Here is a 22,179-nt window from a genome sequence, read left to right on the forward strand (position 1 = left end):
AGGCTACCGTCAGGCGGCCTCTATTGTGTATAAAAAGGAGAGTTCCATGATCACCAGTTTACAGAATAATCAGGTAAAAAATATCATTAAACTGAATCAGAAGGCGAAGGCAAGACGGGAACAGGGACTTTTTATTGCAGAAGGCAGAAAGATGTTTCTGGAGGCGCCTCTTCACTGGATTGAAAAGGTTTATGTGTCAGAGACTGTGGAAAAACAGGACACTGAGGTGATGGAAAAAGCTTCCCGGACAGAATGGGAGGCGGTAACAGATTCTGTTTTCAGACAGATGAGTGATACACAGACACCTCAGGGAGTTATGACTGTTCTTCGTAAGCCGTCTTATGAGCCTGAAGATATTCTGAAAGGGAAGAAACCTCTGATCATGGTTCTGGAGGATCTGCAGGATCCGGGAAATGCGGGAACCATTTTCCGTACAGCGGAGGGCGCTGGCGTGGATGGTATTTTTCTTACAAAAACCTGTGTGGATATTACAAATCCCAAAGTGATCCGTGCTACAATGGGATCAGTATACAGAATGCCCTTTGTGTATGTGGAAGATGTGGTATCCCTGAAAGAGATGCTCCGGGACAGCAAAATTCGGTTTTTTGCCGCTCATTTGCAGGGTAAAAATGCCTATCATGAGGAAGACTATACAGGGGGAACTGCTTTTCTCATAGGAAATGAGGGAAAGGGACTGACAGAAGAAGCGGCAGAAGCGGCAGACTGTCTGATACGGATTCCCATGTGTGGTCAGGTGGAATCTCTGAATGCAGCTATGGCTGCCGGGATACTGATGTATGAGGCGGCAAGACAGCGGAGAGGTTAAACATACCTCTTGAAATGCTTTATGGAAGGGAGGAATTTCATGGAGTTTGTTATGGAACCATTCATGTGGCTTGGAATTGTGGCGCTTTTTCTGGTTATTGAAGCAGTTACTGTGGGACTGACAACCATCTGGTTTGCAGGTGGCGCTTTAGTTGCAGCAGTTGCCTCAGGTCTGGGGGCCAGTCAGGCAGTTCAGTGGATCCTGTTTTTTGCCGTGTCGGTGATACTTCTGATTTTTACCAGACCTCTGGCGGTACGGTATATGAACAGAGGTGTAGAGCGGACTAATGTAAACAGACTGATCGGAGAAAAGGCTGTTGTTATCCAGAAAATCAGTAACCTGGACCAGACCGGACAGGTGAAGGTGGGAGATGTAGAATGGATGGCAAGAACAGAATCTGATGAAATGAAGATTCCGGAAAAGGCAGTGGTGGTGATCAAAGAGGTACAGGGTGTGAAACTTATTGTAGAGGAAGTAAAGGAGGGTTAGTTATGTCATTTCTTGTTTTTATTGTTATTGTAGGAATCATTGCGCTGCTGGTTGCGGCATCCTGCATTAAGATCGTTCCCCAGGCATATGCTATTGTTCTGGAACGTCTTGGCGCATATAAAACAACATGGAATACGGGTATCCATTTTAAAATGCCTTTTATCGAGCGTGTGGCCCGTAAGGTTAATTTAAAGGAGCAGGTAGTGGATTTTCCGCCGCAGCCTGTAATCACCAAAGATAATGTAACAATGCAGATTGACACGGTTGTGTTTTTCCAGATCACAGATCCGAAGCTTTTTGCCTACGGTGTGGAAAATCCGATCATGGCTATCGAAAATCTTTCTGCAACAACACTCCGTAATATTATCGGCGATATGGAACTGGATGAGACACTGACTTCCCGTGAAGTGATCAATACCAGAATGCGGGCGTCTCTTGATGTGGCTACAGACCCATGGGGTATTAAGGTCAACCGAGTAGAACTGAAAAACATCATTCCTCCCGCAGCAATCCAGGATGCAATGGAAAAACAGATGAAGGCAGAGCGTGAACGCCGTGAAGCGATCCTTATTGCAGAGGGCGAAAAGAGATCTACGATCCTTGTGGCGGAAGGTAAAAAACAGTCTGCGATCCTTGACGCAGAGGCAGAGAAGCAGGCGGCTATCCTTCGCGCCGAGGCACAGAAGGAGCGTATGATTCGTGAAGCTGAAGGTCAGGCTGAGGCAGTTCTTAAAGTTCAGAATGCCAATGCAGAAGGTATCCGAATGATCCGTGAAGCAGGAGCCGATCAGGCAGTTCTTACTCTGAAAAGTCTGGAAGCGTTTACAAAGGCTGCAGACGGCAGAGCAACAAAGATCATTATTCCTTCCGAAATCCAGGGACTGGCAGGTCTTGCCACATCTCTGAAGGAATTTGTTACAGATGATAAAAAAGAGCTTCTGGAGAAAATAGTTCCGGATCAGGAATGATCTGAAGTTTTTACAGGAGTAATCAGATAAAAGAGGAGAGGTTATTATGAATTTAAAGGGACGGAATTTCCTGACACTGAAGGATTTTACACCGGATGAGATCCGCTATCTTATTGATCTGGCAGCAGATCTGAAAGCAAAGAAAAAGGCCGGAGAGCTTCATGAGTATTACAAAGGAAAAAATATTGCGCTTATTTTTGAAAAAACAAGTACAAGAACCAGATGTGCTTTTGAAGTAGCTGCTCATGATCTTGGTATGGGAAGCACGTATCTGGATCCTTCAGGATCCCAGATCGGCAAAAAAGAAAGTATTGCAGACACAGCCAGAGTTCTTGGCAGAATGTACGATGGAATTGAGTACAGAGGCTTTGGACAGGAAATTGTTGAGGAGCTTGCCGCTCATGCGGGAGTACCGGTATGGAACGGTCTGACCAATGAGTATCACCCGACACAGATGCTGTCTGATATGCTTACTATCCGCGAGCACTTTGGGGAACTGAAAGGAATCCGTCTTGTATACATGGGAGATGCCCGTTATAATATGGGAAATTCTCTTATGATCGCCTGCGCGAAGCTGGGAATGCACTTTGTTGCCTGCACCACTGAAAAATATTTCCCAAATAAGGAGCTTGTAGAGCTTTGCCGCACCTATGCTGCAGAGTCAGGCGGAAGTATTACCCTTACAGAAAATGTAGAAGAGGGAACCAGAAATGCAGATGTAATTTATACAGATGTATGGGTATCCATGGGAGAGCCTGATGAGGTATGGGAAGAGCGCATTCGTGATCTGACTCCTTATAAGGTGACAAAGGAAGTTATGAAAAATGCCGGAGAGAAGGCAATTTTCCTTCACTGTCTTCCTGCTTTTCATGATCTTAAAACAAAGATCGGAAAGGAAATGGGCGAACGCTTTAATCTGACAGACATGGAGGTAACTGACGAGGTGTTTGAATCCTCACAGTCTCTTGTATTTGACGAGGCAGAGAACCGTATGCATACGATTAAAGCTGTAATGGTTGCAACTCTGGGAGAGCCGGAGAACAGATAATGTATGATCAGGAAACAATTTTAAAAGAAATCAGGACAAAATGGGCGGGCAAAACCGTCCATTTTGCAAAAGAAACAGATTCTACCAATGAATGGGCAAAAAGACTGTCTCAGGAAGGCGCGCCTCATGGAACGCTGGCTGTGGCAGAATTTCAGAGCGCGGGCAAAGGCCGTCTGGGAAGACGCTGGCAGGCGCCGGAAGGAAGTTCTGTTATGATGTCTCTTCTTCTGAAGCCTGAGTTTGAACCCGGGTACGCCTCAATGCTGACTGTAGTTATGGGGCTGAGCGTAGCTCAGGCAATGCAGAAAACCGGAATAGAGGTTTCGATTAAGTGGCCTAATGATGTGGTAATGTCCCGAAGAAAAATCTGTGGAATTCTTACAGAAATGGGATTGAACGGGGCTAAGATACGGGAAGTTGTTATTGGTGTGGGGATTAACGTGAATTTAAAAGAAATACCGTCTGAGCTTCAGGACAAAGCGACTTCTCTTTATCTGGAAACCGGAAAGACATATGACCGGATTCAGATTCTGGCTCAGGTGCTGGAATGTTTTGAAGAAAATTATGAGACGTTTATCCGGACCTGCAGCCTTTCCGGAATGGTGGAAGAATATAATAAGCTTCTGGCAAACAGGAATCAGCCTGTCCGTATTCTTGATCCGAATCAGCCCTGGGAGGGAACGGCCCTGGGAATTAATGAACAGGGAGAGCTTCTGGTAAAGGACGAACAGGGTACAATACAGACCGTCCGTGCCGGCGAGGTGTCGGTAAGAGGTTTGTACAGCTATGTGTAATGTTGTTTTCAGATGCGTACAGAAGAGACATATTCTGTAAATGGTACAGGGATAAGTCATTACTGCTCACACGGTACTATTCCGTCAGGTGTTTTGGCATGTATTGCCAAAATCCCCAGACATACAGGGCAAAATGTCACCATCGAGAGTGAGTTGGAATGTATTTTGACCAGGTTACTGTGAACGCTAACGAAATAAGAGAAACATCAGGAGGAATATTCAGGAATGTATCAGGATAAAATTGTGCTCTGCGGCGCTAGCGCTTATGAGCAGAAGTATTATTTTAATCAGGATTTCAGTTCTCTGCCGGATGCGGTAAAACAGGAACTGCAGATCATGTGTGTTCTTTATACAGAGGATATCGGAGGAATTCTGACACTGGAGTTTGATGAAGAGGGAAATCTTCAGTTTAAGACAGAGGCGCTTGATGCAGATGCCATGTATGATGAAATCGGAAGCGTTTTAAAGATCAAGCAGCTTCAGAGCGAAAAAAGAGAGCTTCTGGAATCTCTGGAAATGTATTACCGCGTATTTTTCCTTGGGGAAGCGCCGGAGGATGAGAAAACAGAAGATAAATCCGAAGATTCAGAGGGAAAAGCTGTGGATTCTGTGGAAAACGGAGACTGATTTATGGATATGATGTGGAAAATCGGTCAGGTTGAAATAGAAAATCCTTTTGTGCTGGCACCCATGGCAGGGGTAACGGATCTTCCGTTTCGCAGACTTTGCAAGGAACAGGGGGCAGGTCTTCTCTGTACAGAAATGGTCAGTGCAAAAGCAATTTCTTTTCATAATAAAAATACAGCGGCTCTTATGGAGATCGACCCTTCAGAGCATCCTGTGTCTCTTCAGCTTTTTGGCAGTGAACCGGAGCTGATGGCTGAGGTGGCAAAAAGTATTGAAGATCAGCCTTTTGATATTCTGGACATTAATATGGGCTGTCCGGTTCCGAAGGTTGTAAATAATGGAGAGGGTTCTGCTCTTTTGAAAAATCCGGAACTGATCAGAAAAATCGTGACTGCTGTTTCCGGCGCGGTTAAAAAGCCTGTAACAGCAAAAATGAGAATCGGGTTTGAAGGATTTCCTGTAGATCCGGTAGAAATTGCAAAGATCGTGGAAGATTCCGGTGCAGCCGCCATTGCAGTCCACGGAAGAACAAGACAGCAGTATTATTCCGGACATGCAGACTGGGATACAATACGCAGAATCAAGGAAGCAGTTTCGGTTCCGGTAATTGGAAACGGAGATGTGGATTCCTCGGAAAAAGCAGAAGCTTTGCTGAAAGAAACCGGATGCGACGCTGTGATGATCGGGCGGGCAGTTCGCGGAAATCCCTGGATTTTCAGAGAAATGAACCATTATTTTTCTACAGGGGAAAAGCTCGGGCGGCCATCCGCTGAGGAAATCCGGGAAGTGATACTGCGTCACGCACGCTGGCAGATCGAGAAAAAAGGAGAGTTTACAGGAATCCGGGAAATGAGAAAGCATGTGGCCTGGTATACGGCTGGCATGAGACACAGCGCCGGGCTCAGAAGAGAGTCAAATCTTATTTCCAGCTATCAGGAGCTGGAAGTGCTTCTGGACCGCATGACAGAACAGAATCTGGGAAATAATCTGCAATAAAAAACGCCGGATTTTTGCCTGAAACAGGGGAGAATCGGGCGCTTTTCCGCTTGACAACAGAGATATATTTGGGTATAATACTGAAATTGTGAATATCCTAGAATAAGACTGCCTTTTGGGCGGTATTACGTATCTGGGAGCTGATGTCTAATAGTCTACGGATATTGAAAGGGAGTAAGGTAATATGGAAGAAAAGAAAAACTTACTAACCTATGCAGGACTTAAAAAGTTAGAGGAAGAGCTGCATGATTTAAAGGTAGTAAAAAGAAAAGAAGTAGCTGAAAAAATCAAAGAAGCCAGAGAGCAGGGCGATCTTTCGGAAAATGCAGAGTATGATGCAGCGAAAGATGAACAGAGAGACATCGAAGCACGTATTGAAGAAATTGAAAAAATACTGAAGAATGCAGAAGTCGTTGTTGAGGACGAGGTGGATCTGGACCGTATCAGCGTAGGCTGTAAGGTAAAAGTCCATGACTATGACTTTGAAGAAGATATGGAATTAAAAATCGTAGGTTCCACAGAGGCAAACAGCCTGGAAGGCAAAATCTCCAATGAGTCTCCGGTAGGAAAAGCGCTGATCGGCGCTCATACAGGGGATATTGTGGAAGTTGAAATGCCTGCGGGAATCATGAAGTACAAAGTTCTGGAAATCCAACGCAACGTGTAGCGAGGAAGGAAAGAAAGCACGAACGAAGTGAGTATTTTCTTTCACCCGAGCGTACATCGACGAAATAGGAAGTCCGCAAGGACGTTTTCCTGCGAAGCAGGGAAATTTCGGAGATGAGAGGAAGGAAGAAAAGCACGAAGGAAGCAAACGCAGAATATTTACAAAAACAAGGAGGCACGGAAGTGGCAGAGCAGAAGAAGCAGCAGGAACAGGATCTGAACCAGTTGCTGAAGGTACGCCGGGAAAAACTGGCAGATCTGCAGGCAAACGGGAAAGATCCCTTCAAAATCGTAAAATATGATGTGACACATCATAGCCAGGAAATTAAAGATCATTTTGATGAGCTTGAAAGTCAGACAGTTACAATAGCGGGCCGTATGATGTCCAAACGTGTAATGGGAAAAGCTTCTTTTTGTCATGTACAGGATCTGGAGGGAAGCATCCAGTCTTATGTGGCAAGAGACAGCCTGGGAGAAGAAGCTTATAAAGATTTCAAAAAACTTGACGTAGGTGATGTGATCGGCATCAGAGGAGAGGTTTTCCGCACAAAAACAGGCGAGATCTCTATTCATGCTGCAGAGGTTACTCTTCTGTCCAAGAGCCTCCAGATTCTTCCGGAGAAATTCCACGGTCTGACAAACACAGATCTTCGTTATCGTCAGAGATATGTGGATCTTATCATGAATCCGGAAGTAAAGGATACATTTATCAAACGTTCCAAAATCTTAAGCGCTATCCGTACTTATCTGGCAGGCGAAGGATTTATGGAAGTGGAAACTCCTATGCTTGTTTCCAATGCAGGCGGAGCCGCTGCAAGACCTTTTGAAACACATTTCAATGCACTTGACGAGGATCTGAAGCTTCGTATTTCTCTGGAGCTTTATCTGAAACGCCTTATTGTAGGCGGACTTGAAAAAGTATATGAGATCGGACGTGTATTCCGTAATGAGGGTCTTGATACCCGTCACAATCCGGAGTTTACACTGATGGAGCTTTATCAGGCATATACAGATTATCACGGCATGATGGATCTGACAGAAAATCTTTACCGTTATGTTGCCCAGGCAGTTCTGGGAACAACAAAGATTTCCTATAACGGAATTGAGATGGATCTGGGCAAGCCGTTTGAAAGAATTACCATGCTTGATGCTGTTAAAAAGTATTCAGGTGTTGATTTCAATGAGATCCATACCCTGGAAGAAGCAAGAGCAGCAGCGGACGAGCATCATGTACAGTATGAGGAGCGCCATAAGAAGGGCGATATCCTGAATCTCTTCTTTGAGGAGTTTGTAGAGGATCATCTGATCCAGCCTACCTTTGTTATGGATCATCCGGTGGAGATTTCTCCGCTTACAAAGAAAAAACCGGAAAATCCGGATTATGTAGAGCGTTTTGAGTTCTTTATGAATGGATGGGAAATGGCAAATGCATATTCCGAGCTGAACGATCCTATTGACCAGCGCGAGCGTTTTAAAGCTCAGGAAGAGCTTCTGGCACAGGGTGATGAGGAAGCAAACTCTACAGATGAAGACTTTATGCATGCTCTGGAGCTTGGTATGCCTCCTACAGGCGGAATCGGCTTCGGTATCGACCGTATGTGCATGCTTCTTACTGACAGCCAGGCGATCAGAGACGTGCTGCTTTTCCCGACCATGAAAACGATCGGCGGTGCAGAGTCCAAAAAAGCTGCGAAGCCTGCAGCAGAAAAAGCTCCGGAGGCTGTAAAAGAGGCAATTGATTTCTCAAAGGTTCAGATTGAGCCATTGTTTGAGGAAGCAGTTGATTTTGAGACTTTCAGCAAGTCTGATTTCAGAGCTGTAAAGGTAAAAGCATGTGAAGCTGTTAAGAAATCCAAGAAGCTGTTACAGTTCACTCTGGATGACGGAACAGGCACAGATCGTACGATTTTAAGCGGTATTCACGCTTATTACGAGCCGGAAGAACTGGTAGGCAAGACACTGATCGCTATCACAAATCTGCCTCCAAGAGCTATGATGGGAATTGAATCCTGTGGTATGCTGTTATCTGCAATCCATGAGGAAGAGGGAGAAGAAAAACTTCATCTTCTGATGGTGGATGACCATATTCCGGCAGGAGCGAAGCTCTACTAAGGATAAGAAATGACCTTCAGATCTGACAGCAAAAATTCATTTTGACAACAATTTTCGAAATAACCACGAAGTATCATGAAGCGTGGTGAAGAGTTGTTATCTGCGAACTATATCGGGAAACCGATGATTTGAGCACTTTTTGAAAGAAAAAATTTCAAAGAGTGCTCTTTTTTGTTAGGGCAAGGCCCTGTTTTACATTGTGGAGCTTTTGGCTGCTCCGAAAAACGAAACTTTGAAAAACAAATAAACCACCTGCTGTGTGGGCAATGTCGTCAGTGTTACTTACAAGCGGAAGTTAAATGACGATGACATCAATGTGGTACAGGGAGACTCTGGTCATTTTCCTGATGCGCCCTAATGGTTAATGGCAGCCAAGATGGAGACCATTAAAGATGAGTCTCTTCGGAGGCCTGCTTTTATACCCTTAGGTAAAAATATAAACATGGGTATCATATGTTGTGCATAGATAATAGAGATGCCGCGCTTGAATCAGAAAAAATAGCCTTTGATCCCAAAGTTCTTAATGATAACTTTAAAGCTATTAATGACACCTTTGGGCATCAGTATGGAAATGAGGTACTGGTTGAAATGGCCGGTATTTTTTCCAATCAGTTCCGCAGTGGTGACATTGTAGGCAGATTTGGCGGGGACGAATTTCTGGCTTTCCTTCCCAATACAAGAGGATTTGAGAGAATGGAGTATGTATTTCAACGTCTTGTAAAGGAATGTGACAGAAATTATGAAAAAGACGGAGTAGTGATCAATGTTTCTGCTTCTTTTGGAATTGCAGTAGCTCCGGATCATGGTGTGACTTATGAAGAGCTGTCACAGAAAGCAGATGAAATGCTGCTTGCTGTAAAGCGGGAGAATAAGAAAGGGTATCGGCTGTATCAGCAAATATCTGCAGATAAGGAGTTATAAAAAAGAAACCCGAGAATGCTTTACAGATTTTCTGTAAAGCATTTTCGGGTTTTCTTTTATGGAGGGTTCAATATGTACCGGAATTAATAAGCTCTGTATACTGTTTTACTGAATGTGTTTAATCTCCATATCTTTTGGGAGAATTAAGTTTAATATAATTGCCATTACAAATACAACAGCAACTACATTTGCGGAAAATACAGACTGAAGTATTTCCGGGAAAATATGCCAGATACCGATTTCGCTTGCTGTGGTAAATCCAATACCTATGGAAAGAGAAAGAGCAGCGATGGTAATATTCCTCTGGGTAAAACCTGCTTTTGCTATCATCTGGATTCCGGAAGTCAGGATGGTTCCAAACATCATAATAGTACATCCGCCGAGAACAGAATCCGGAAGGGAAGCAAAAAAGTTTCCTACAGGAGGAAGCAGTCCGGCCAGGATCATGCAAACGGCACCGGTCATGATGGTGAAACGGTTTACGACCTTTGTCATGTTGATAAGTCCTACATTCTGAGAGAAGGACGTAACCGGCGGGCATCCCAGACAGGAAGAAAATGCAGAGGCATAACCGTCGCAGGCAAGGGAGCCTGAAATTTCTTCTGTTGTAATATCACGGTCCAGACCGCCGGAAACCATTGCTGTAGTATCGCCGATTGTCTCTGCTGCGGAAACAAGGAAAATGATTGCAACAGAGAAAATAGCTCCGGGATTGAATTCAGGCGCATATGGCATGATTTTCGGGAAGGAAATGATTCCTCCGGAAAAGATAACAGAGAGATCTACTTTTCCCATAAAAACAGCCACGATATAGCCTACGATCAGGCCTGCTAAAACGGAAAGCTGTTTCCAGTATCCTTTTGCTTTTATATTCCAGATCAGGCAGACCAGAAGCGTAATGGTTCCGAGAATAAGATTCTGGGCAGAACCAAAGTCGTCTGAGTATCCTCCGCCGAAAGATCTTGTACCAACAGTAAAAAGAGAGAATCCGATGGCAGTTACAACGGATGCGGCAACAATTGGAGAAATAATTTTTTTCCAGTATTTTGCCAGTAATCCCAGCGTACCTTCCATAATACCGCCGATCATGACTGCGCCCACAACTGCAGGATATCCGTAATTGGCGGCAACTGTACTGAGTACTGTTACAAAGGTGAAACTGACTCCCATTACAATAGGAAGGCGGGATCCAATTTTCCAGACTGGGTAAAGCTGGATCAGTGTTGCAATTCCTGCAACAAACATGGCATTTTGGAGAAGAATGGCAATTTCAGCCTGTTTAAGACCTCCTGCACCGGCAATAATAGTGATCGGCGTAAGATTGGCAACGAACATTGCCAGAATATGCTGAAGACCAAAAGGGATTGCTTTCATGATAGGAACCTGCCCATCCAGACGATAAATGTTGGAAATGTCTGCATTTTTGGTGTTCTTCATAACAGAGTGCCTCCTTTTTAAATGATTTTGTACACTTTTTTTGTTCCTCCATAAAATTAATTATTATTGCGATACAACTAATTTAATTTTAACATAAAAAAATGATTTGTCCACAAAAAAATTGGTGATACCTTACAAAAAGTGTTTGCGAGGTGCGTCGCATGGCTGACATGATTTCCAGGCATTTGTAGCAGACAGATGTGTTGTTTTTCCTGGTAAAAGGCAGTATACATTAATATGTAAAGAGATTTAAATAAAAATTTGGTGTGAAGCTGCAACTGGATTTTCAGATTTTACAGAATTTTTATAACTTACGAAACTGCCGTAGACAGGCAGAGTGTTCCGCGGTATATTATTAACAGAATTACGAATACGTATTTCTGAAAAACAACACAACGTACGTATATTGTGCAAAATTCTGTATTGCCTCATTTATAGTTTTATGCCAAGGGGATTCGCATGCTGCGAAGCCATATGAAAAATAAGTATATACTGTACAGTTTTGTGGGAAAATTTTACAGACAGGAAAAATGCAGGAATAATGAATGGAAGTTAAAAAGAACATGGAAGCAGAGATAACAATTCCGTTTCAGGAGGAATACGAAAAACTGAAGCTTCTGATCTCCCAGGGTGTATTTGAACTTGTTTTGCCGGAAACAGACAAGGGAGATATTCGTCTTGTCTATCTGATGAATGATGCTGTGGAAAGCTTTCTGATTTTCCGGCAGGCAAAGCTGACAGGTACTTACGAGCCTGATTTTGAGGGGGAGTTAAGAGCAGATCTTGAGAAAAGGGGAAATCAGTATATCCTGATCGTCCATCAGGAAAATTCTGTATTTACTGTTTTTTTCAGAGATTTGGATCTGGAAACTCATCTTTTTAATTATGGGAAAACAGGCCATTTCTGGGTAAAGGAGTATGAATATCTGAGACAGCTGGAATATCGTATTGCTATTTTAAGGGATAAAAGAGAATATCTTGGAAAAGAATTTTGCACGGAGGAAGAAGAAAAGCTTTCTTATCTGGCAGAATTTCCTCCATTAAATTTTTGCTGTTATCCTGCGGTGTCAGAAAAGTATATTGTGCCTTCTTACCCTAAGTGGAAAGTATCTGAAAAAGCGCTTAATGAAATGATGAAACTGGCGCAGGAAGCAGGGGACCACAGTCTTATCAGATGGCTGAAGGTGTATTCTTATGTTCCGGGAAGGGTGATCGCAAGGAAAATTGCCTGTATGCTGCACAGGACAAAGCATACAGAGCTTGTAGATCTTATAGACAGAAAACTGGCCCAGGCGGCGGCCGTATATCAGGACCGGCAGTTTGTGACAGAAAAAAAGGAGCAACACAGCTTTTCCACAGATGGAAAAGAGGGTGGCTTACAGGAAGAGGAAGCTACAGAACAGACAAAGATCCGAAATATACAGGAAAGGGCGGAAGCAAGAAAACGAGAACTGGAGTGTTCCGGCAAAAAGGTGGAAATGCTGAAAGAAGAGCCTTTTTTGTATGCAAAGGATTCTGTAGAATATAAGGTGCATCTGATGATCTGGAAAACAGAAGGCAGAAACCGCAAGGTGGATGTGGAAACCATTAATTAACTAAAAAGAAACGGAAAGGAATAACGGAATGGGAAAATTAATCAATCTAAATGGAGATGCTGATAAAAACAAAACACTTCAGAAAATTCTGGAGCAGCTGGATACTTTAAAAGATGAGCTGGCAGAGCTGCTGTCTGCATCTGAGGATACGGATACAGACAGCGCCGGAATGGATGCCCTTACAGAGGCTCTGGACGCCCTGGAAGACGCTGCAGAACTGATTGATGAGGTTCTGGACTGATGACTCAGAGTTATTTATAAGCCGGAAGTTCTTTCAGAATAACGGCATATTTTCTGAAAAGCTGCTGTCTTTATGCTGGAGAAATGTAGGATCATGTATAATCACAAAATTGGAAAGCGGAATCTGTGCCGGGATTCCGTTTTTTATTTCCCGGTTTTATTGCTGATTTAAGAGGAAAACAGTTTTTATTTGTGTTTGTAGTAAAAAACAGCAACCTGAGTACGGTCTCTCAGCTGTAATTTATCCAGAATAGAGCTGAGATAATTACGAACGGTTCCTTCGCTTAAAAAAAGCTGTGAGGCGATTTCCTTATTGCTGAGCCCGTCTGCAATAAGACGGATAATTTCAAGCTCCCGGCGGCTGATATCATAATCTTCATAATGGAAGGAAGAACCGGAATGAATAAGCTCCGGAATTCTGGACATGATTTCTGTGCCAAAAACGGTCTGACCGGAACAGACTGCCTCAAGAGCAGGCAGGATACTTGCATAATCCTGTTTCAGCAGATAGCCTTTTGCCCCAAGCTTCAGGGCCTTTACAATATACTCGTCATCAGAAAAGGTAGTAAGAAGAAGGATTTTCGCATCAGGAAATTCTTCCAGTATCTCAGCGGACGCATCAAGTCCGCTTTTTTCTTTCATTCGAATATCCATAAGAAGTACATCCGGCTGATGGATTTTGTACAATTCTGCAGCTTCTTTTCCGTCTGTACCGGAAGCAGCCACAGTAACTTTTCCACTGGCTTCCAGAATGGTTGTCAGTGCGCCGGAAACAAAAATATCATCATCGACAATTACAATTTTCATAGTTTAGGTCTCCTGTTCTTTTGGAATGGTAATAAAAATACGGAAGCCATGGTCCGTGGTGATCTGAACAGTTCCATGTAAAGGGGCAAGTCTGTCATGGATATTGGAAAGCCCCATTCCTCTGTTTTGAGTGGAAAAGTCATACCACCCGGTATTTTGCAGATGCCTGGGATTTCCGAAAAAAGAATCTGATGTTCTATTTTCGGAAAAACTTTGAGAGATACAGGAGCTTCCTGGAATTTTACCATTATCCTCTATACAAAGCTGATACAGAGCAGGATGTTCACGCATGACAATATATGCGCTGGTGGCATTGCTGTGCCGCGCCATATTGGAAAGAGCTTCTTTTACAATACTGATAAAGCAGTATTTAACATCGCGGGGAATTTCAAGTCCCATATCATAATCCAGAGAAACAGGACAAAACTGAAATTCGCTGATCAGTCCCTCTACAGATTCTCTGAGATTGACGGACTCATCATGAAGATCGTGGACACTTGTCCGGATGCTGGTCATTGCCTGATTAAGAGAAATATCCAGACTGTCCAGAAGAGGAGAAACAGCCTCAGAGCTGCTGACTGCTTTTGCGGCTCCTGTGATCAGAATAGAACGGGACAGGAGATGACCTACATTGTCGTGGATTTCTCTGGCAATCCGGTTTCGTTCTTTTAAAGTGGCTGTGTATATTTCATAATTCTGCTTTTCCACAAGCATATGATTTTTTTCTTCCAGAAGAAGATTTTTTTCTGTGCTGTCATCCCGGAGCTTCATAAAATCCTGTCTGAGCTTTTCTTCGGCTTCGGTGCGGAACTGAAGGAAAAACGCCACAATAAAAAACAGGATGCCCCAGAAGGAAAAACGAAAAATATCTGAGTTCATTGTCTGGATCACATAAAGGTAAAGTAAGCCTCCTGCAAGGGCAGGAAGATAAAAATGATCCTGGATCAGAATATAAAATATAGCAGGAAAAAATGCAGACATTTCAGGGACTGCAACCGCTGCACTCATAAAAGCTGCACACAGAAGCAGATGAAGTTTTTTTGATTCTGAGAAATAGCCTGCGCAGCAGGTTCCCACACTCAGAAGGAAAGCGCAGATAAACGTTTCATCTGGTTTCTGAAAAAACAGAAAAAAGAAACCTGATAAGATAAGTAATCCTGTATTCTCAAGATGGCGCATGACAGTTCCTCTCCTGATTATTATTTCTGTTAAGAATCCTTATGGATCCTATGTTCCAGATGGTTTCAGTATAATACAAAACAATCACCGGGGCAAAGAAAACAAAGGAAGAAAAGAAGAAAGTGACATTTGTCATATGAGAAAATGACGGTATTCACTACCGGAAGAAGCTGTCAGAGGTTATAATTTTTTCATGCTCAGGATAAGCAGCAGGTATGGAGCCTGAAAATAAACAAAAGCTTTTATTTACGTGTCTTTGCAGGGGGACACATACAGAGGTTCGCATATTTTGGTGTATGTATATGGCATATTTGTCTGCGAAGAATTTTATATTTGCTCCTTTACAGACAGGAAACAGAAAATAAAAATTTATCGGGAGGAAAAAGATGAGCGGAACAGATTATGCAAAAGAAGGAATTGTACATATAGAAAATCTGGTAAAAAGATACGGTTCTCTGGTGGCTTTGGATCATCTGAATCTGGATATCCGGGAGGGAGAAATCTTTGGTCTTCTGGGACCAAACGGTTCGGGAAAAACAACGGCCATCAACTGCATACTTGCTCTTTTAAAATATGATAAGGGAAGCATCCGGATTTTTGGTAAGGAGATGGAGCCTGATAATTATGAGGCAAAAAGGCAGATTGGTATTGTACAGCAGAATGTGGCAGTATTTGATGAGTTTACTGTGTATGAGAATATTGACTATTTCTGCGGCCTGTATATAAACGACAGGAAAAAAAGGAAACAGCTTGTGGAGGAAGCAATTGCATTTGTGGGACTTGAGGATTACAGGAAAATACGCCCAAAGAAGCTTTCAGGAGGGCTTCTGAGACGTCTGAATATTGCCTGTGGAATCGCACATAAACCACGGCTGATCATTCTTGATGAACCTACTGTAGCTGTGGATCCTCAGAGCAGGAACCGGATTCTGGAAGGAATCCAGCAGCTGAACAGACAGGGCTCCACTATTATTTATACTTCTCATTATATGGAAGAGGTGGAGCAGATCTGTACAAGAATAGCAATTATGGATCATGGAAGAAGTATTGCATCAGGAACAAAGGAACAGCTGACAGGAATGATAAAAACAGGGGAAAAGGTGACGGTAGAGGCTGTTGTACTGAAAGAAGAGCAGCTTGTACAGATTCGGGAACTGTCTCATGTATTTAAGGTAGATTATGAAAACGACATTCTCAGGGTGCAGTGTACAGAGGCAAAGCATAATCTTGTGAGGATCCTGCGGTATCTGGAAGATCAGGAGATCAGTTTTGGAAGAGTTTACTCAGAGCTTCCTACTCTTAATGATGTATTTCTGGAAATTACAGGAAAAGAGCTTCGGGATTAGGAGGAAAGGTTTATGGTTCAGTTAATTAAATACAGCATTATCCGTAAAATAAAGAACTTTAACATTATATTCTGGCCCTGTATTTTTCCCCTTATTATGGGAACTCTGTTTTACTTTGGATTTGGAAATATGTCAGAGTCTGATTTTGAGACTGTTCAGGCCGGATATGTAGAGGAAGGCGCGGGCAATCCTGTTTTTTCTCAGTATCTTGAGGAAATTGAAAAAGGTGGAATTCTTATCCATGTGGAGACTATGACAGAAACGGAGGCAAAGAAACAGCTGAAGGAAAGACAGCTGGACGGGATTTTTTTCGGAGCAGACACACCTTATCTGCAGGTTGCAAAAAGCGGAATGGCGCAAAGTGTGATGCAGAGTCTTCTGGAAAGCTACCTGAACGGTAAGAATACGCTGGAAACCGTGGCAGAGATCCATCCGGAAAATATGGAGCAGGCAGTGGCAGCCATGTCGGATTATAAGGAAATTGTGGAAAATGTATCTCTTGGAGGAAAAAGTACAAATAATAATTCTGTGTTTTTTTATGCTCTGGTAGGTATGGCCTGCCTTTATGGCTGCTTTGTGGGAATGGGATCGGCTTTCTGGCTTCAGGCAAATGTAACAGATCTTGCGGCAAGGCAGTGTGTGTCACCTGTACACAGAATGACTATGATCCTTACAGAAATGCTGACTTCGTTTTTTATCCATTTCCTGAACGTAGTGATTCTCCTGCTTTATCTGAGATATGTTCTTCGTATGGAATTTCAGGAAAGTATGGCGCAGATGCTCCTGATTTCCCTGGTTGGGTGTATTGTGGGGGTCAGTATGGGAGTTTTTGTTTCCAGTGCGTCAAAGTTAAGCGAAAACATGAAAGTGGCGATCATGCTTGGCATTTCCATGACAGGAAGTACTCTTGCAGGATTAATGAATTCTAAAATTAAATTTGCAGTAGACCAGAATATGCCGATCATCAATAAACTGAATCCGGCAGCTCTGATCACAGATGCATTTTACTGCATTAATGTTTATGATGATCCGGAGAGAATGAAGACGAATCTTATTACGCTTCTGATCATGGCTGTGGTACTGACGGCCGGTTCATTTTTGGTAGTAAGGAGGGTTCGCTATGACAGTATTTAAAGGCTATATGAAAGTGATCAGACAGAGCAGATGGCTGATACTTATGTATGTGGCAATCTTTTTTGCCTGCACGCTTCTGATGCAGTCAGCGGCAGGAAAGACGGAGAAAAGCTTTCAGGCAGAGTCTTTGAAGATAGGAATCGCAGATGAGGACGGAGGAACGTTTGCTATGGCGTTGAGAACATATCTGGATAACTTTCATGAAGTGATACCGCTGGAAAATGACATTTCTGCTATGCAGGAAAAGCTTTTTTACCGTGATGTGGAGTATATTGTAAGAATCCCGGAAAATTTTTATCGGAAATGTATTGTGAGTGGAGGAATGCTTCCTGTTACCACTGTTCCGGATACCTATTCCGGCATTTATGTGGATCAGCAGATCAACAGCTTTCTGAACAATGCAAGAACCTGTCAGACAGCAGGATTTACAGAGAAGGAAATGGCAGATGCTCTCGTAAAGGACATACCGGTGAAAGTAGAGCTTGACACGTCAATGGGTTCCGGAGAGACACCTCAGTATATTTATTATTTTCGGTATGTTCCATACCTGGCGCTGGCCCTTCTGGGTTTTGTGATAGGAAATGTGCTTCTTGTTTTTCGTAAAAAAGGCCTGAAGCACAGAATGCTGGCATCTCCGGTTTCTTCCAGACGCCAGGCTTTGGAGGGAATCCTATGTATGATCGTGACCGGCACAGCACTGTTTGTACTGATTATTCTGGTTGCGTTGATCTGGTATGGAAAAGAACTGTGTGCAAATGGTAATTGGGGATATCTTGTTATGAATACAGCAGCTTTGTTTTTTGTAGCTGTTTCTATTGCCTATTTCTCAGGAAGTCTTGTAACGAATAAGGATGCACTGACAGGAACCATGAACATTATTTCTCTGGGAATGTGTTTCCTCTGCGGAGTATTTGTTCCTCTGGACTATATTTCCACAGGAGTAAAAAACGTCAGTCAGTTTCTTCCTGTATACTGGTATGAAACCGCAAATGAAATTCTGGGAGAGTTTACTGTACTGACCGGCAGCGCAAAAATACAGATATACCAGGCGGTTGGTATTCAGCTTGTATTCGGAGTGGTGTTTGTGTGCCTGACGCTGGTGGTGGAAAAATACAGAAGTACAGGGAAGTAAGGTGATTTAGTCACAGGAAGATCTGATTAAAGCTAATATAAAATCGCTTGAAAAAGCTTACCTAAATGCTATAATAGAAACAGGTAAATATTTGAAAAGGATGGTACTCCTGTGAAGAAGAGTGAGAGATGCCTTGCTATTCTGGAAATACTACAGAGACAGCATAAAGTAACAGTTACTGATTTAGCGCAGCGATTCGGAATATCAGAAATGACAATAAGGAGAGACTTGAATTTTCTGGCTCGTCAATATAACATCTCCAGAACTCATGGAGGTGCTGAATTGGGTAATCAGCCTGTAGTAAGAATGATTTCATTTGATGAAGCCAGAATTGCTCATAAAGAAACAAAAGAAAAAATTGCAGCTATGGCGGCAACAATGATACGAAGTGGTCAGAGGATATTTGTAGATGCAGGCTCAACTACCAGAATCATTCTTAATTATTTGAATGAGGAAACGAAGGCCGTGGTAGTTGTAAATCATCTTAAAGTTGCGGAACAGGCGTTGCAGTTCGAAAATCTGTCGGTCATTATGTTGGGAGGCGATATGATTCGAATTACAAATTGCAGCTCAGGTCCGGTGGCAGAAGAACAGTTAAAAAATTATCAGCTGGATATTGCTTTTATCGGAGCAGCAGCTATTGGTACAGATGGAAAGTTATATGATGGATATTCGCCGGAAGCACGGCTAAAGAGTTCCCTTTTTTCAGTTGCCAAAAAGGTTTATGTACTTGCTGATTCTTCTAAGATTAATACATATGATTTGAATGAATTTGGAAGTCTGTCTCAAATAGATGGATTAATAACAGACGCAGGGATAGATGAAGAAGGAATGATTTTAATGAAGCGTCATCGCGTAAATGTGATGATTGCAGAATAACAGAATAAATGTAAGGCTCTGAGGTCTGGTACAGAAATATGTTCTGTATCAGACTTTTTTTGTTCAAACAAACAATTTATTCTATAAATTTCCATGAATTAAAAACGAACATTTTGCGAACTAAAAACGAACATTATGTGCCTGGGGAAAGTGTGAAAAACTATGAAAAATGAGAGGGAAACAGGGAAAAATAAATTAAATACAAACAATATAATAGAGAAAATCAAACACTTAAAAGATGAAATGCACAAAATATAATAAGTATAATTGGTAATTAATCACATTGAATTAAAAAAAATGTTATGATAATATGTTCATATAAACAAAAAGGAAACGGCCAATTCCAAAAACAAACAAAATTATAAGACAAAGGGAGGTTTTCAGATATGAAGAAAAAGTTTATGGCAGTGCTTCTTACAGGAGCAATGGCAGTATCTATGGTGTCAGGTATTACAGTAAAAGCTGATGAAAAAGAGAGTTATACAATTGGATTTTCACCGTATACATTGACAAATGAATATTTTACAGCTGTTCTTGATGGAGTACAAAAAGCCTGTGATGAGACAGGAAATGAGTTGATTTATTTTGATCCTCAGAATGATCCAACACAGCAGGCTTCTCAGATTGACGATATGATTGCCAGTGGAATTGATGCATTGATTTATATTCCCTACGATTCAGCAGGAGCGCAGACTGTACTTCAGACATGTAAGGATGCAGGAGTAAAGGTTATTAATATTGATAATGTTATTACAGAAGATGATTATGAGCTGGTAGATGGAATCATTGCTTCAGATAATACCCAGCTTGGCTATTTGTCAGGTCAGTGGGTAGCAGAAAATCATCCGGATGGAGCAAATGTACTGGTTGTTCATTTGCAGACTGCAGAATCCTGTATTATTAATGTAGATGGCTTCTGGAAAGGAATAAAGGATAATACAGAAAATGCTGAGGCATTTAAAGAAGTACAGGTAGTAGAAGGAGAAGGTTCAACAGAAACTTCGTTTAATGTAGTGTCAGATGCACTTCAGGCTCATGATGATATTGATGTTATTTACTGCATTAATGACACTTCTGCACTGGGAGCAGTACAGGCGGTAGAAGATGCCGGAAAAACAGGTCAAATTGATATTCTTGGAAAAGATGGAGCGCCTATTGGAAAGCATGCAGTCAAAGATGGAACTATGGTTCAGACATCTGCACAAAGACCTACCTATATGGGATATCTTGGAGTAAAAGAAGCAATAGATCTTCTGGAAGGGAAAGAAATTGAATTTAATACAGCGATTGAGTCCTACAGCATTACTGCAGACAACATTGATGATTATGACCTGGACGCATGGGATTCTCTGGAAGAGTAATTGATATGGAAACATTCGGCTAAATACAGCTGGATTAAAGCAGGGCGTTGCGGGTGTATTGCAACGCCCAATTTTTAAAGAATTTATGAGAGGAAGCATAAATATGAGCGAAACAAAGTTGTTGGAAATGAATGATATAACCAAAGCATTTTCATCCAATATTGTGTTGAACGGTGTGAAGCTTTCTGTAAATGAAGGAGAGGTCGTTGCTATCCTCGGTGAAAACGGTGCAGGAAAATCAACTCTGATTAAAATTTTGGGTGGAATTTATAAAGCTGATTCGGGAGAAATCCGTATACATGGAGAGGTAAAGAATATATCTTCTGCTGCAGTAGCCGGTGCAAATGGGATCAGAATCATTCATCAGGAAATTGTTCTTGTTCCGGATAGAACTATTGCTGCCAATGTATTTTTGGGGAGAGAACCAAGAAATAAGTTTGGATTGGTAGATGTACCTGAGATGGAAAGACAGACACAAAAACTGATTGATGATCTTAACCTGAACCTCAGGGCAGATCAGTTAGTCAGAAGCCTGACAATGGGAATGCAGCAATTGGTTGAAATCATAAAAGCAATCTCAGCAGAAGCTAAAATTGTAGTAATGGATGAGCCAACATCTTCCTTATCACAGGGAGAGGTGGAGATTTTGTTTGGAATTATTCAGCTGCTTCAGAAAAAAAACATAGGCATCATTTATATTTCTCACAGACTGGAAGAATTATTTGCAATTACAGACAGAATAGTAGTGCTTCGTGACGGGAAAATGGTGGGAGATATTAAAACAAAAGAAGCAGAAAAAGATAATTTGATTAATCTGATGGTAGGAAGAGAACTGGATAGTTTTTATACAAAAAACAAGCATCACATTGGGGAAATAGCATTATCGGTAAAAAATCTTTCTCATGAAAAATATTTCAGTAATGCGAGTTTTACAGCACGATATGGAGAAATTGTAGGCTTTGCCGGACTGGTAGGTTCAGGACGAACAGAATTAATGAAAACAGTCTTTGGAGCTTATGCTAAAAAGAATGGAGAGATACAGTTAGATGGGAAGTCTCTTGAAATTAAAAATCCGAAAGATGCAATCAGAAATGGTATTGCTTATGTCTCAGAGGATCGACGTGGTGAAGGGCTTATCCTGAAAAATGATGTGAAATTCAATATGGGTCTTGTCTGTTTGAAGGATTTTGTAAAAGGAATTCGTGTAAAAAATAAAGAGTGGAATTCAATGGTAGAAGAGTACAGAAAAAAATTTTCTATTAAAATTACATCTTCAAAACAGCTTACAGGAAATTTAAGTGGAGGAAATCAGCAAAAAGTCGTATTAAGTAAATGGCTGGCAAATAATCCAAGAGTGATTATTCTGGATGAGCCTACAAGGGGAATTGATGTTGCAGCAAAGGCAGAGATTTATGCAATTATTGATGCGTTGGCTGCAAGTGGCGTATGTATTATTATGATTTCTTCAGAACTTCCGGAGATTATTAATATGTGCAACAGATGTTATGTGATGTGTGAGGGAAAGATTACAGGAGAGATCAGTGAAAATGAATTTTCTCAGGAAACGATGATGAAGCTGGCAACACAGAGATAATATTTATTTAACAAAAACAGTAGACAAA

The 22,179-nt window shown here is 42.0% G+C and carries 21 protein-coding genes; 18 read left to right on the forward strand and 3 right to left on the reverse strand.

Annotated features, from left to right (window positions below; all coding sequences use genetic code 11):
* The first annotated feature begins 46 nt into the window (after window positions 1-46).
* The 10 genes from NSA57_RS05570 to NSA57_RS05615 all read left to right on the forward strand — a co-directional run bounded on the left by NSA57_RS05570 (window position 47) and on the right by NSA57_RS05615 (window position 9,447).
* On the forward strand, window positions 47-826 hold the full coding sequence (locus tag NSA57_RS05570) for a TrmH family RNA methyltransferase (protein ID WP_257464261.1): 780 nt from the start codon (window positions 47-49) through the stop codon (window positions 824-826).
* A 39-nt stretch (window positions 827-865) separates the two neighbouring features.
* On the forward strand, window positions 866-1,315 hold the full coding sequence (locus tag NSA57_RS05575) for an NfeD family protein (RefSeq protein WP_022066562.1): 450 nt from the start codon (window positions 866-868) through the stop codon (window positions 1,313-1,315).
* A 2-nt stretch (window positions 1,316-1,317) separates the two neighbouring features.
* A complete protein-coding gene (locus tag NSA57_RS05580) occupies window positions 1,318-2,283 on the forward strand; it encodes an SPFH domain-containing protein (RefSeq protein WP_022066561.1) in 966 nt (321 codons plus the stop codon).
* 46 nt (window positions 2,284-2,329) lie between these two features.
* Entirely contained in the window at window positions 2,330-3,331 is a 1,002-nt protein-coding gene (gene argF, locus NSA57_RS05585) for an ornithine carbamoyltransferase (protein ID WP_257464262.1), read from the forward strand.
* Complete coding sequence (locus NSA57_RS05590) at window positions 3,331-4,125, forward strand: biotin--[acetyl-CoA-carboxylase] ligase (protein WP_257464263.1); 795 nt, start codon at window positions 3,331-3,333, stop codon at window positions 4,123-4,125. Before argF ends, NSA57_RS05590 begins: the two co-directional genes overlap by 1 nt.
* Before the next feature lie 225 nt (window positions 4,126-4,350).
* Window positions 4,351-4,752, forward strand: a complete 402-nt coding sequence (locus NSA57_RS05595; protein ID WP_022066558.1) for a DUF6145 family protein — start codon at window positions 4,351-4,353, stop codon at window positions 4,750-4,752.
* A gap of 9 nt (window positions 4,753-4,761) precedes the next feature.
* Window positions 4,762-5,748 (forward strand): tRNA dihydrouridine synthase DusB, encoded by a 987-nt coding sequence (gene dusB, locus NSA57_RS05600; RefSeq protein ID WP_334304831.1) that lies wholly within the window; start codon window positions 4,762-4,764, stop codon window positions 5,746-5,748.
* Window positions 5,749-5,932: 184 nt separating this feature from the next.
* On the forward strand, window positions 5,933-6,415 hold the full coding sequence (greA, locus tag NSA57_RS05605; protein ID WP_022066556.1) for a transcription elongation factor GreA: 483 nt from the start codon (window positions 5,933-5,935) through the stop codon (window positions 6,413-6,415).
* A gap of 182 nt (window positions 6,416-6,597) precedes the next feature.
* Window positions 6,598-8,526 carry a lysine--tRNA ligase gene (lysS, locus tag NSA57_RS05610; RefSeq protein WP_257464265.1) on the forward strand — a complete coding sequence of 643 codons (1,929 nt, stop codon included), beginning with the start codon at window positions 6,598-6,600 and terminating at the stop codon, window positions 8,524-8,526.
* Between the two features lie 453 nt (window positions 8,527-8,979).
* Complete coding sequence (locus NSA57_RS05615; protein WP_022068579.1) at window positions 8,980-9,447, forward strand: GGDEF domain-containing protein; 468 nt, start codon at window positions 8,980-8,982, stop codon at window positions 9,445-9,447.
* Between the two features lie 105 nt (window positions 9,448-9,552).
* Here the strand turns inward: NSA57_RS05615 and NSA57_RS05620 are convergent, their stop codons facing one another.
* The gene (locus NSA57_RS05620) at window positions 9,553-10,884 is read right to left on the reverse strand and encodes a uracil-xanthine permease family protein (RefSeq protein WP_257464266.1); all 1,332 of its coding nucleotides are present in this window, start codon (window positions 10,882-10,884) and stop codon (window positions 9,553-9,555) included.
* Between the two features lie 545 nt (window positions 10,885-11,429).
* Between NSA57_RS05620 and NSA57_RS05625 the strand changes: the two genes are divergently transcribed.
* Together NSA57_RS05625 and NSA57_RS05630 are read left to right on the forward strand one after the other, a co-directional pair.
* Window positions 11,430-12,479 (forward strand): DUF3878 family protein, encoded by a 1,050-nt coding sequence (locus tag NSA57_RS05625; protein ID WP_257464267.1) that lies wholly within the window; start codon window positions 11,430-11,432, stop codon window positions 12,477-12,479.
* 28 nt (window positions 12,480-12,507) lie between these two features.
* Complete coding sequence (locus tag NSA57_RS05630; protein ID WP_022068582.1) at window positions 12,508-12,720, forward strand: hypothetical protein; 213 nt, start codon at window positions 12,508-12,510, stop codon at window positions 12,718-12,720.
* 185 nt (window positions 12,721-12,905) lie between these two features.
* Here the strand turns inward: NSA57_RS05630 and NSA57_RS05635 are convergent, their stop codons facing one another.
* Together NSA57_RS05635 and NSA57_RS05640 are read right to left on the reverse strand one after the other, a co-directional pair.
* Window positions 12,906-13,526: a response regulator transcription factor gene (locus tag NSA57_RS05635; protein ID WP_173752536.1), complete on the reverse strand. Its 621-nt coding sequence runs from the start codon at window positions 13,524-13,526 to the stop codon at window positions 12,906-12,908.
* A gap of 3 nt (window positions 13,527-13,529) precedes the next feature.
* The gene (locus NSA57_RS05640; RefSeq protein ID WP_257464268.1) at window positions 13,530-14,705 is read right to left on the reverse strand and encodes a sensor histidine kinase; all 1,176 of its coding nucleotides are present in this window, start codon (window positions 14,703-14,705) and stop codon (window positions 13,530-13,532) included.
* Between the two features lie 416 nt (window positions 14,706-15,121).
* Here NSA57_RS05640 and NSA57_RS05645 point away from each other — a divergent pair, with 416 nt between their 5' ends.
* From NSA57_RS05645 to NSA57_RS05670, 6 genes are all read left to right on the forward strand, one after another.
* Window positions 15,122-16,051, forward strand: coding sequence for an ABC transporter ATP-binding protein (locus NSA57_RS05645; RefSeq protein WP_354183517.1), 930 nt, complete (start codon window positions 15,122-15,124; stop codon window positions 16,049-16,051).
* A gap of 12 nt (window positions 16,052-16,063) precedes the next feature.
* The gene (locus NSA57_RS05650) at window positions 16,064-17,185 is read left to right on the forward strand and encodes an ABC transporter permease (RefSeq protein ID WP_257464270.1); all 1,122 of its coding nucleotides are present in this window, start codon (window positions 16,064-16,066) and stop codon (window positions 17,183-17,185) included.
* Window positions 17,172-18,317, forward strand: a complete 1,146-nt coding sequence (locus NSA57_RS05655) for an ABC transporter permease (protein WP_257464271.1) — start codon at window positions 17,172-17,174, stop codon at window positions 18,315-18,317. Before NSA57_RS05650 ends, NSA57_RS05655 begins: the two co-directional genes overlap by 14 nt.
* Window positions 18,318-18,428: 111 nt before the next feature.
* Window positions 18,429-19,196 (forward strand): DeoR/GlpR family DNA-binding transcription regulator, encoded by a 768-nt coding sequence (locus tag NSA57_RS05660; RefSeq protein ID WP_022067257.1) that lies wholly within the window; start codon window positions 18,429-18,431, stop codon window positions 19,194-19,196.
* A gap of 386 nt (window positions 19,197-19,582) precedes the next feature.
* Window positions 19,583-20,557: a sugar ABC transporter substrate-binding protein gene (locus NSA57_RS05665; RefSeq protein WP_022067256.1), complete on the forward strand. Its 975-nt coding sequence runs from the start codon at window positions 19,583-19,585 to the stop codon at window positions 20,555-20,557.
* Between the two features lie 103 nt (window positions 20,558-20,660).
* Window positions 20,661-22,151 (forward strand): sugar ABC transporter ATP-binding protein, encoded by a 1,491-nt coding sequence (locus NSA57_RS05670; RefSeq protein WP_022067255.1) that lies wholly within the window; start codon window positions 20,661-20,663, stop codon window positions 22,149-22,151.
* The last annotated feature ends 28 nt before the right edge of the window (window positions 22,152-22,179 follow it).

It is taken from the genome of Blautia caecimuris (genome assembly GCF_024622975.1).
Classification (GTDB): Bacteria; Bacillota; Clostridia; order Lachnospirales; family Lachnospiraceae; genus Blautia_A; species Blautia_A caecimuris.

Excerpts from the sequence above, each read along its gene's own strand:
- NSA57_RS05570 (WP_257464261.1), top strand. The coding sequence starts at position 47 with ATGATCACCAGTTTACAGAATAATCAGGTAAAAAATATCATTAAACTG.
- NSA57_RS05575 (WP_022066562.1), top strand. The coding sequence starts at position 866 with ATGGAGTTTGTTATGGAACCATTCATGTGGCTTGGAATTGTGGCGCTT.
- NSA57_RS05580 (WP_022066561.1), top strand. The coding sequence starts at position 1,318 with ATGTCATTTCTTGTTTTTATTGTTATTGTAGGAATCATTGCGCTGCTG.
- argF (WP_257464262.1), top strand. The coding sequence starts at position 2,330 with ATGAATTTAAAGGGACGGAATTTCCTGACACTGAAGGATTTTACACCG.
- NSA57_RS05590 (WP_257464263.1), top strand. The coding sequence starts at position 3,331 with ATGTATGATCAGGAAACAATTTTAAAAGAAATCAGGACAAAATGGGCG.
- NSA57_RS05595 (WP_022066558.1), top strand. The coding sequence starts at position 4,351 with ATGTATCAGGATAAAATTGTGCTCTGCGGCGCTAGCGCTTATGAGCAG.
- dusB (WP_334304831.1), top strand. The coding sequence starts at position 4,762 with ATGATGTGGAAAATCGGTCAGGTTGAAATAGAAAATCCTTTTGTGCTG.
- greA (WP_022066556.1), top strand. The coding sequence starts at position 5,933 with ATGGAAGAAAAGAAAAACTTACTAACCTATGCAGGACTTAAAAAGTTA.
- NSA57_RS05615 (WP_022068579.1), top strand. The coding sequence starts at position 8,980 with ATGTTGTGCATAGATAATAGAGATGCCGCGCTTGAATCAGAAAAAATA.
- NSA57_RS05620 (WP_257464266.1), bottom strand. The coding sequence starts at position 10,884 with ATGAAGAACACCAAAAATGCAGACATTTCCAACATTTATCGTCTGGAT.
- NSA57_RS05625 (WP_257464267.1), top strand. The coding sequence starts at position 11,430 with ATGGAAGTTAAAAAGAACATGGAAGCAGAGATAACAATTCCGTTTCAG.
- NSA57_RS05630 (WP_022068582.1), top strand. The coding sequence starts at position 12,508 with ATGGGAAAATTAATCAATCTAAATGGAGATGCTGATAAAAACAAAACA.
- NSA57_RS05635 (WP_173752536.1), bottom strand. The coding sequence starts at position 13,526 with ATGAAAATTGTAATTGTCGATGATGATATTTTTGTTTCCGGCGCACTG.
- NSA57_RS05640 (WP_257464268.1), bottom strand. The coding sequence starts at position 14,705 with ATGCGCCATCTTGAGAATACAGGATTACTTATCTTATCAGGTTTCTTT.
- NSA57_RS05650 (WP_257464270.1), top strand. The coding sequence starts at position 16,064 with ATGGTTCAGTTAATTAAATACAGCATTATCCGTAAAATAAAGAACTTT.
- NSA57_RS05655 (WP_257464271.1), top strand. The coding sequence starts at position 17,172 with ATGACAGTATTTAAAGGCTATATGAAAGTGATCAGACAGAGCAGATGG.
- NSA57_RS05665 (WP_022067256.1), top strand. The coding sequence starts at position 19,583 with ATGAAGAAAAAGTTTATGGCAGTGCTTCTTACAGGAGCAATGGCAGTA.
- NSA57_RS05670 (WP_022067255.1), top strand. The coding sequence starts at position 20,661 with ATGAGCGAAACAAAGTTGTTGGAAATGAATGATATAACCAAAGCATTT.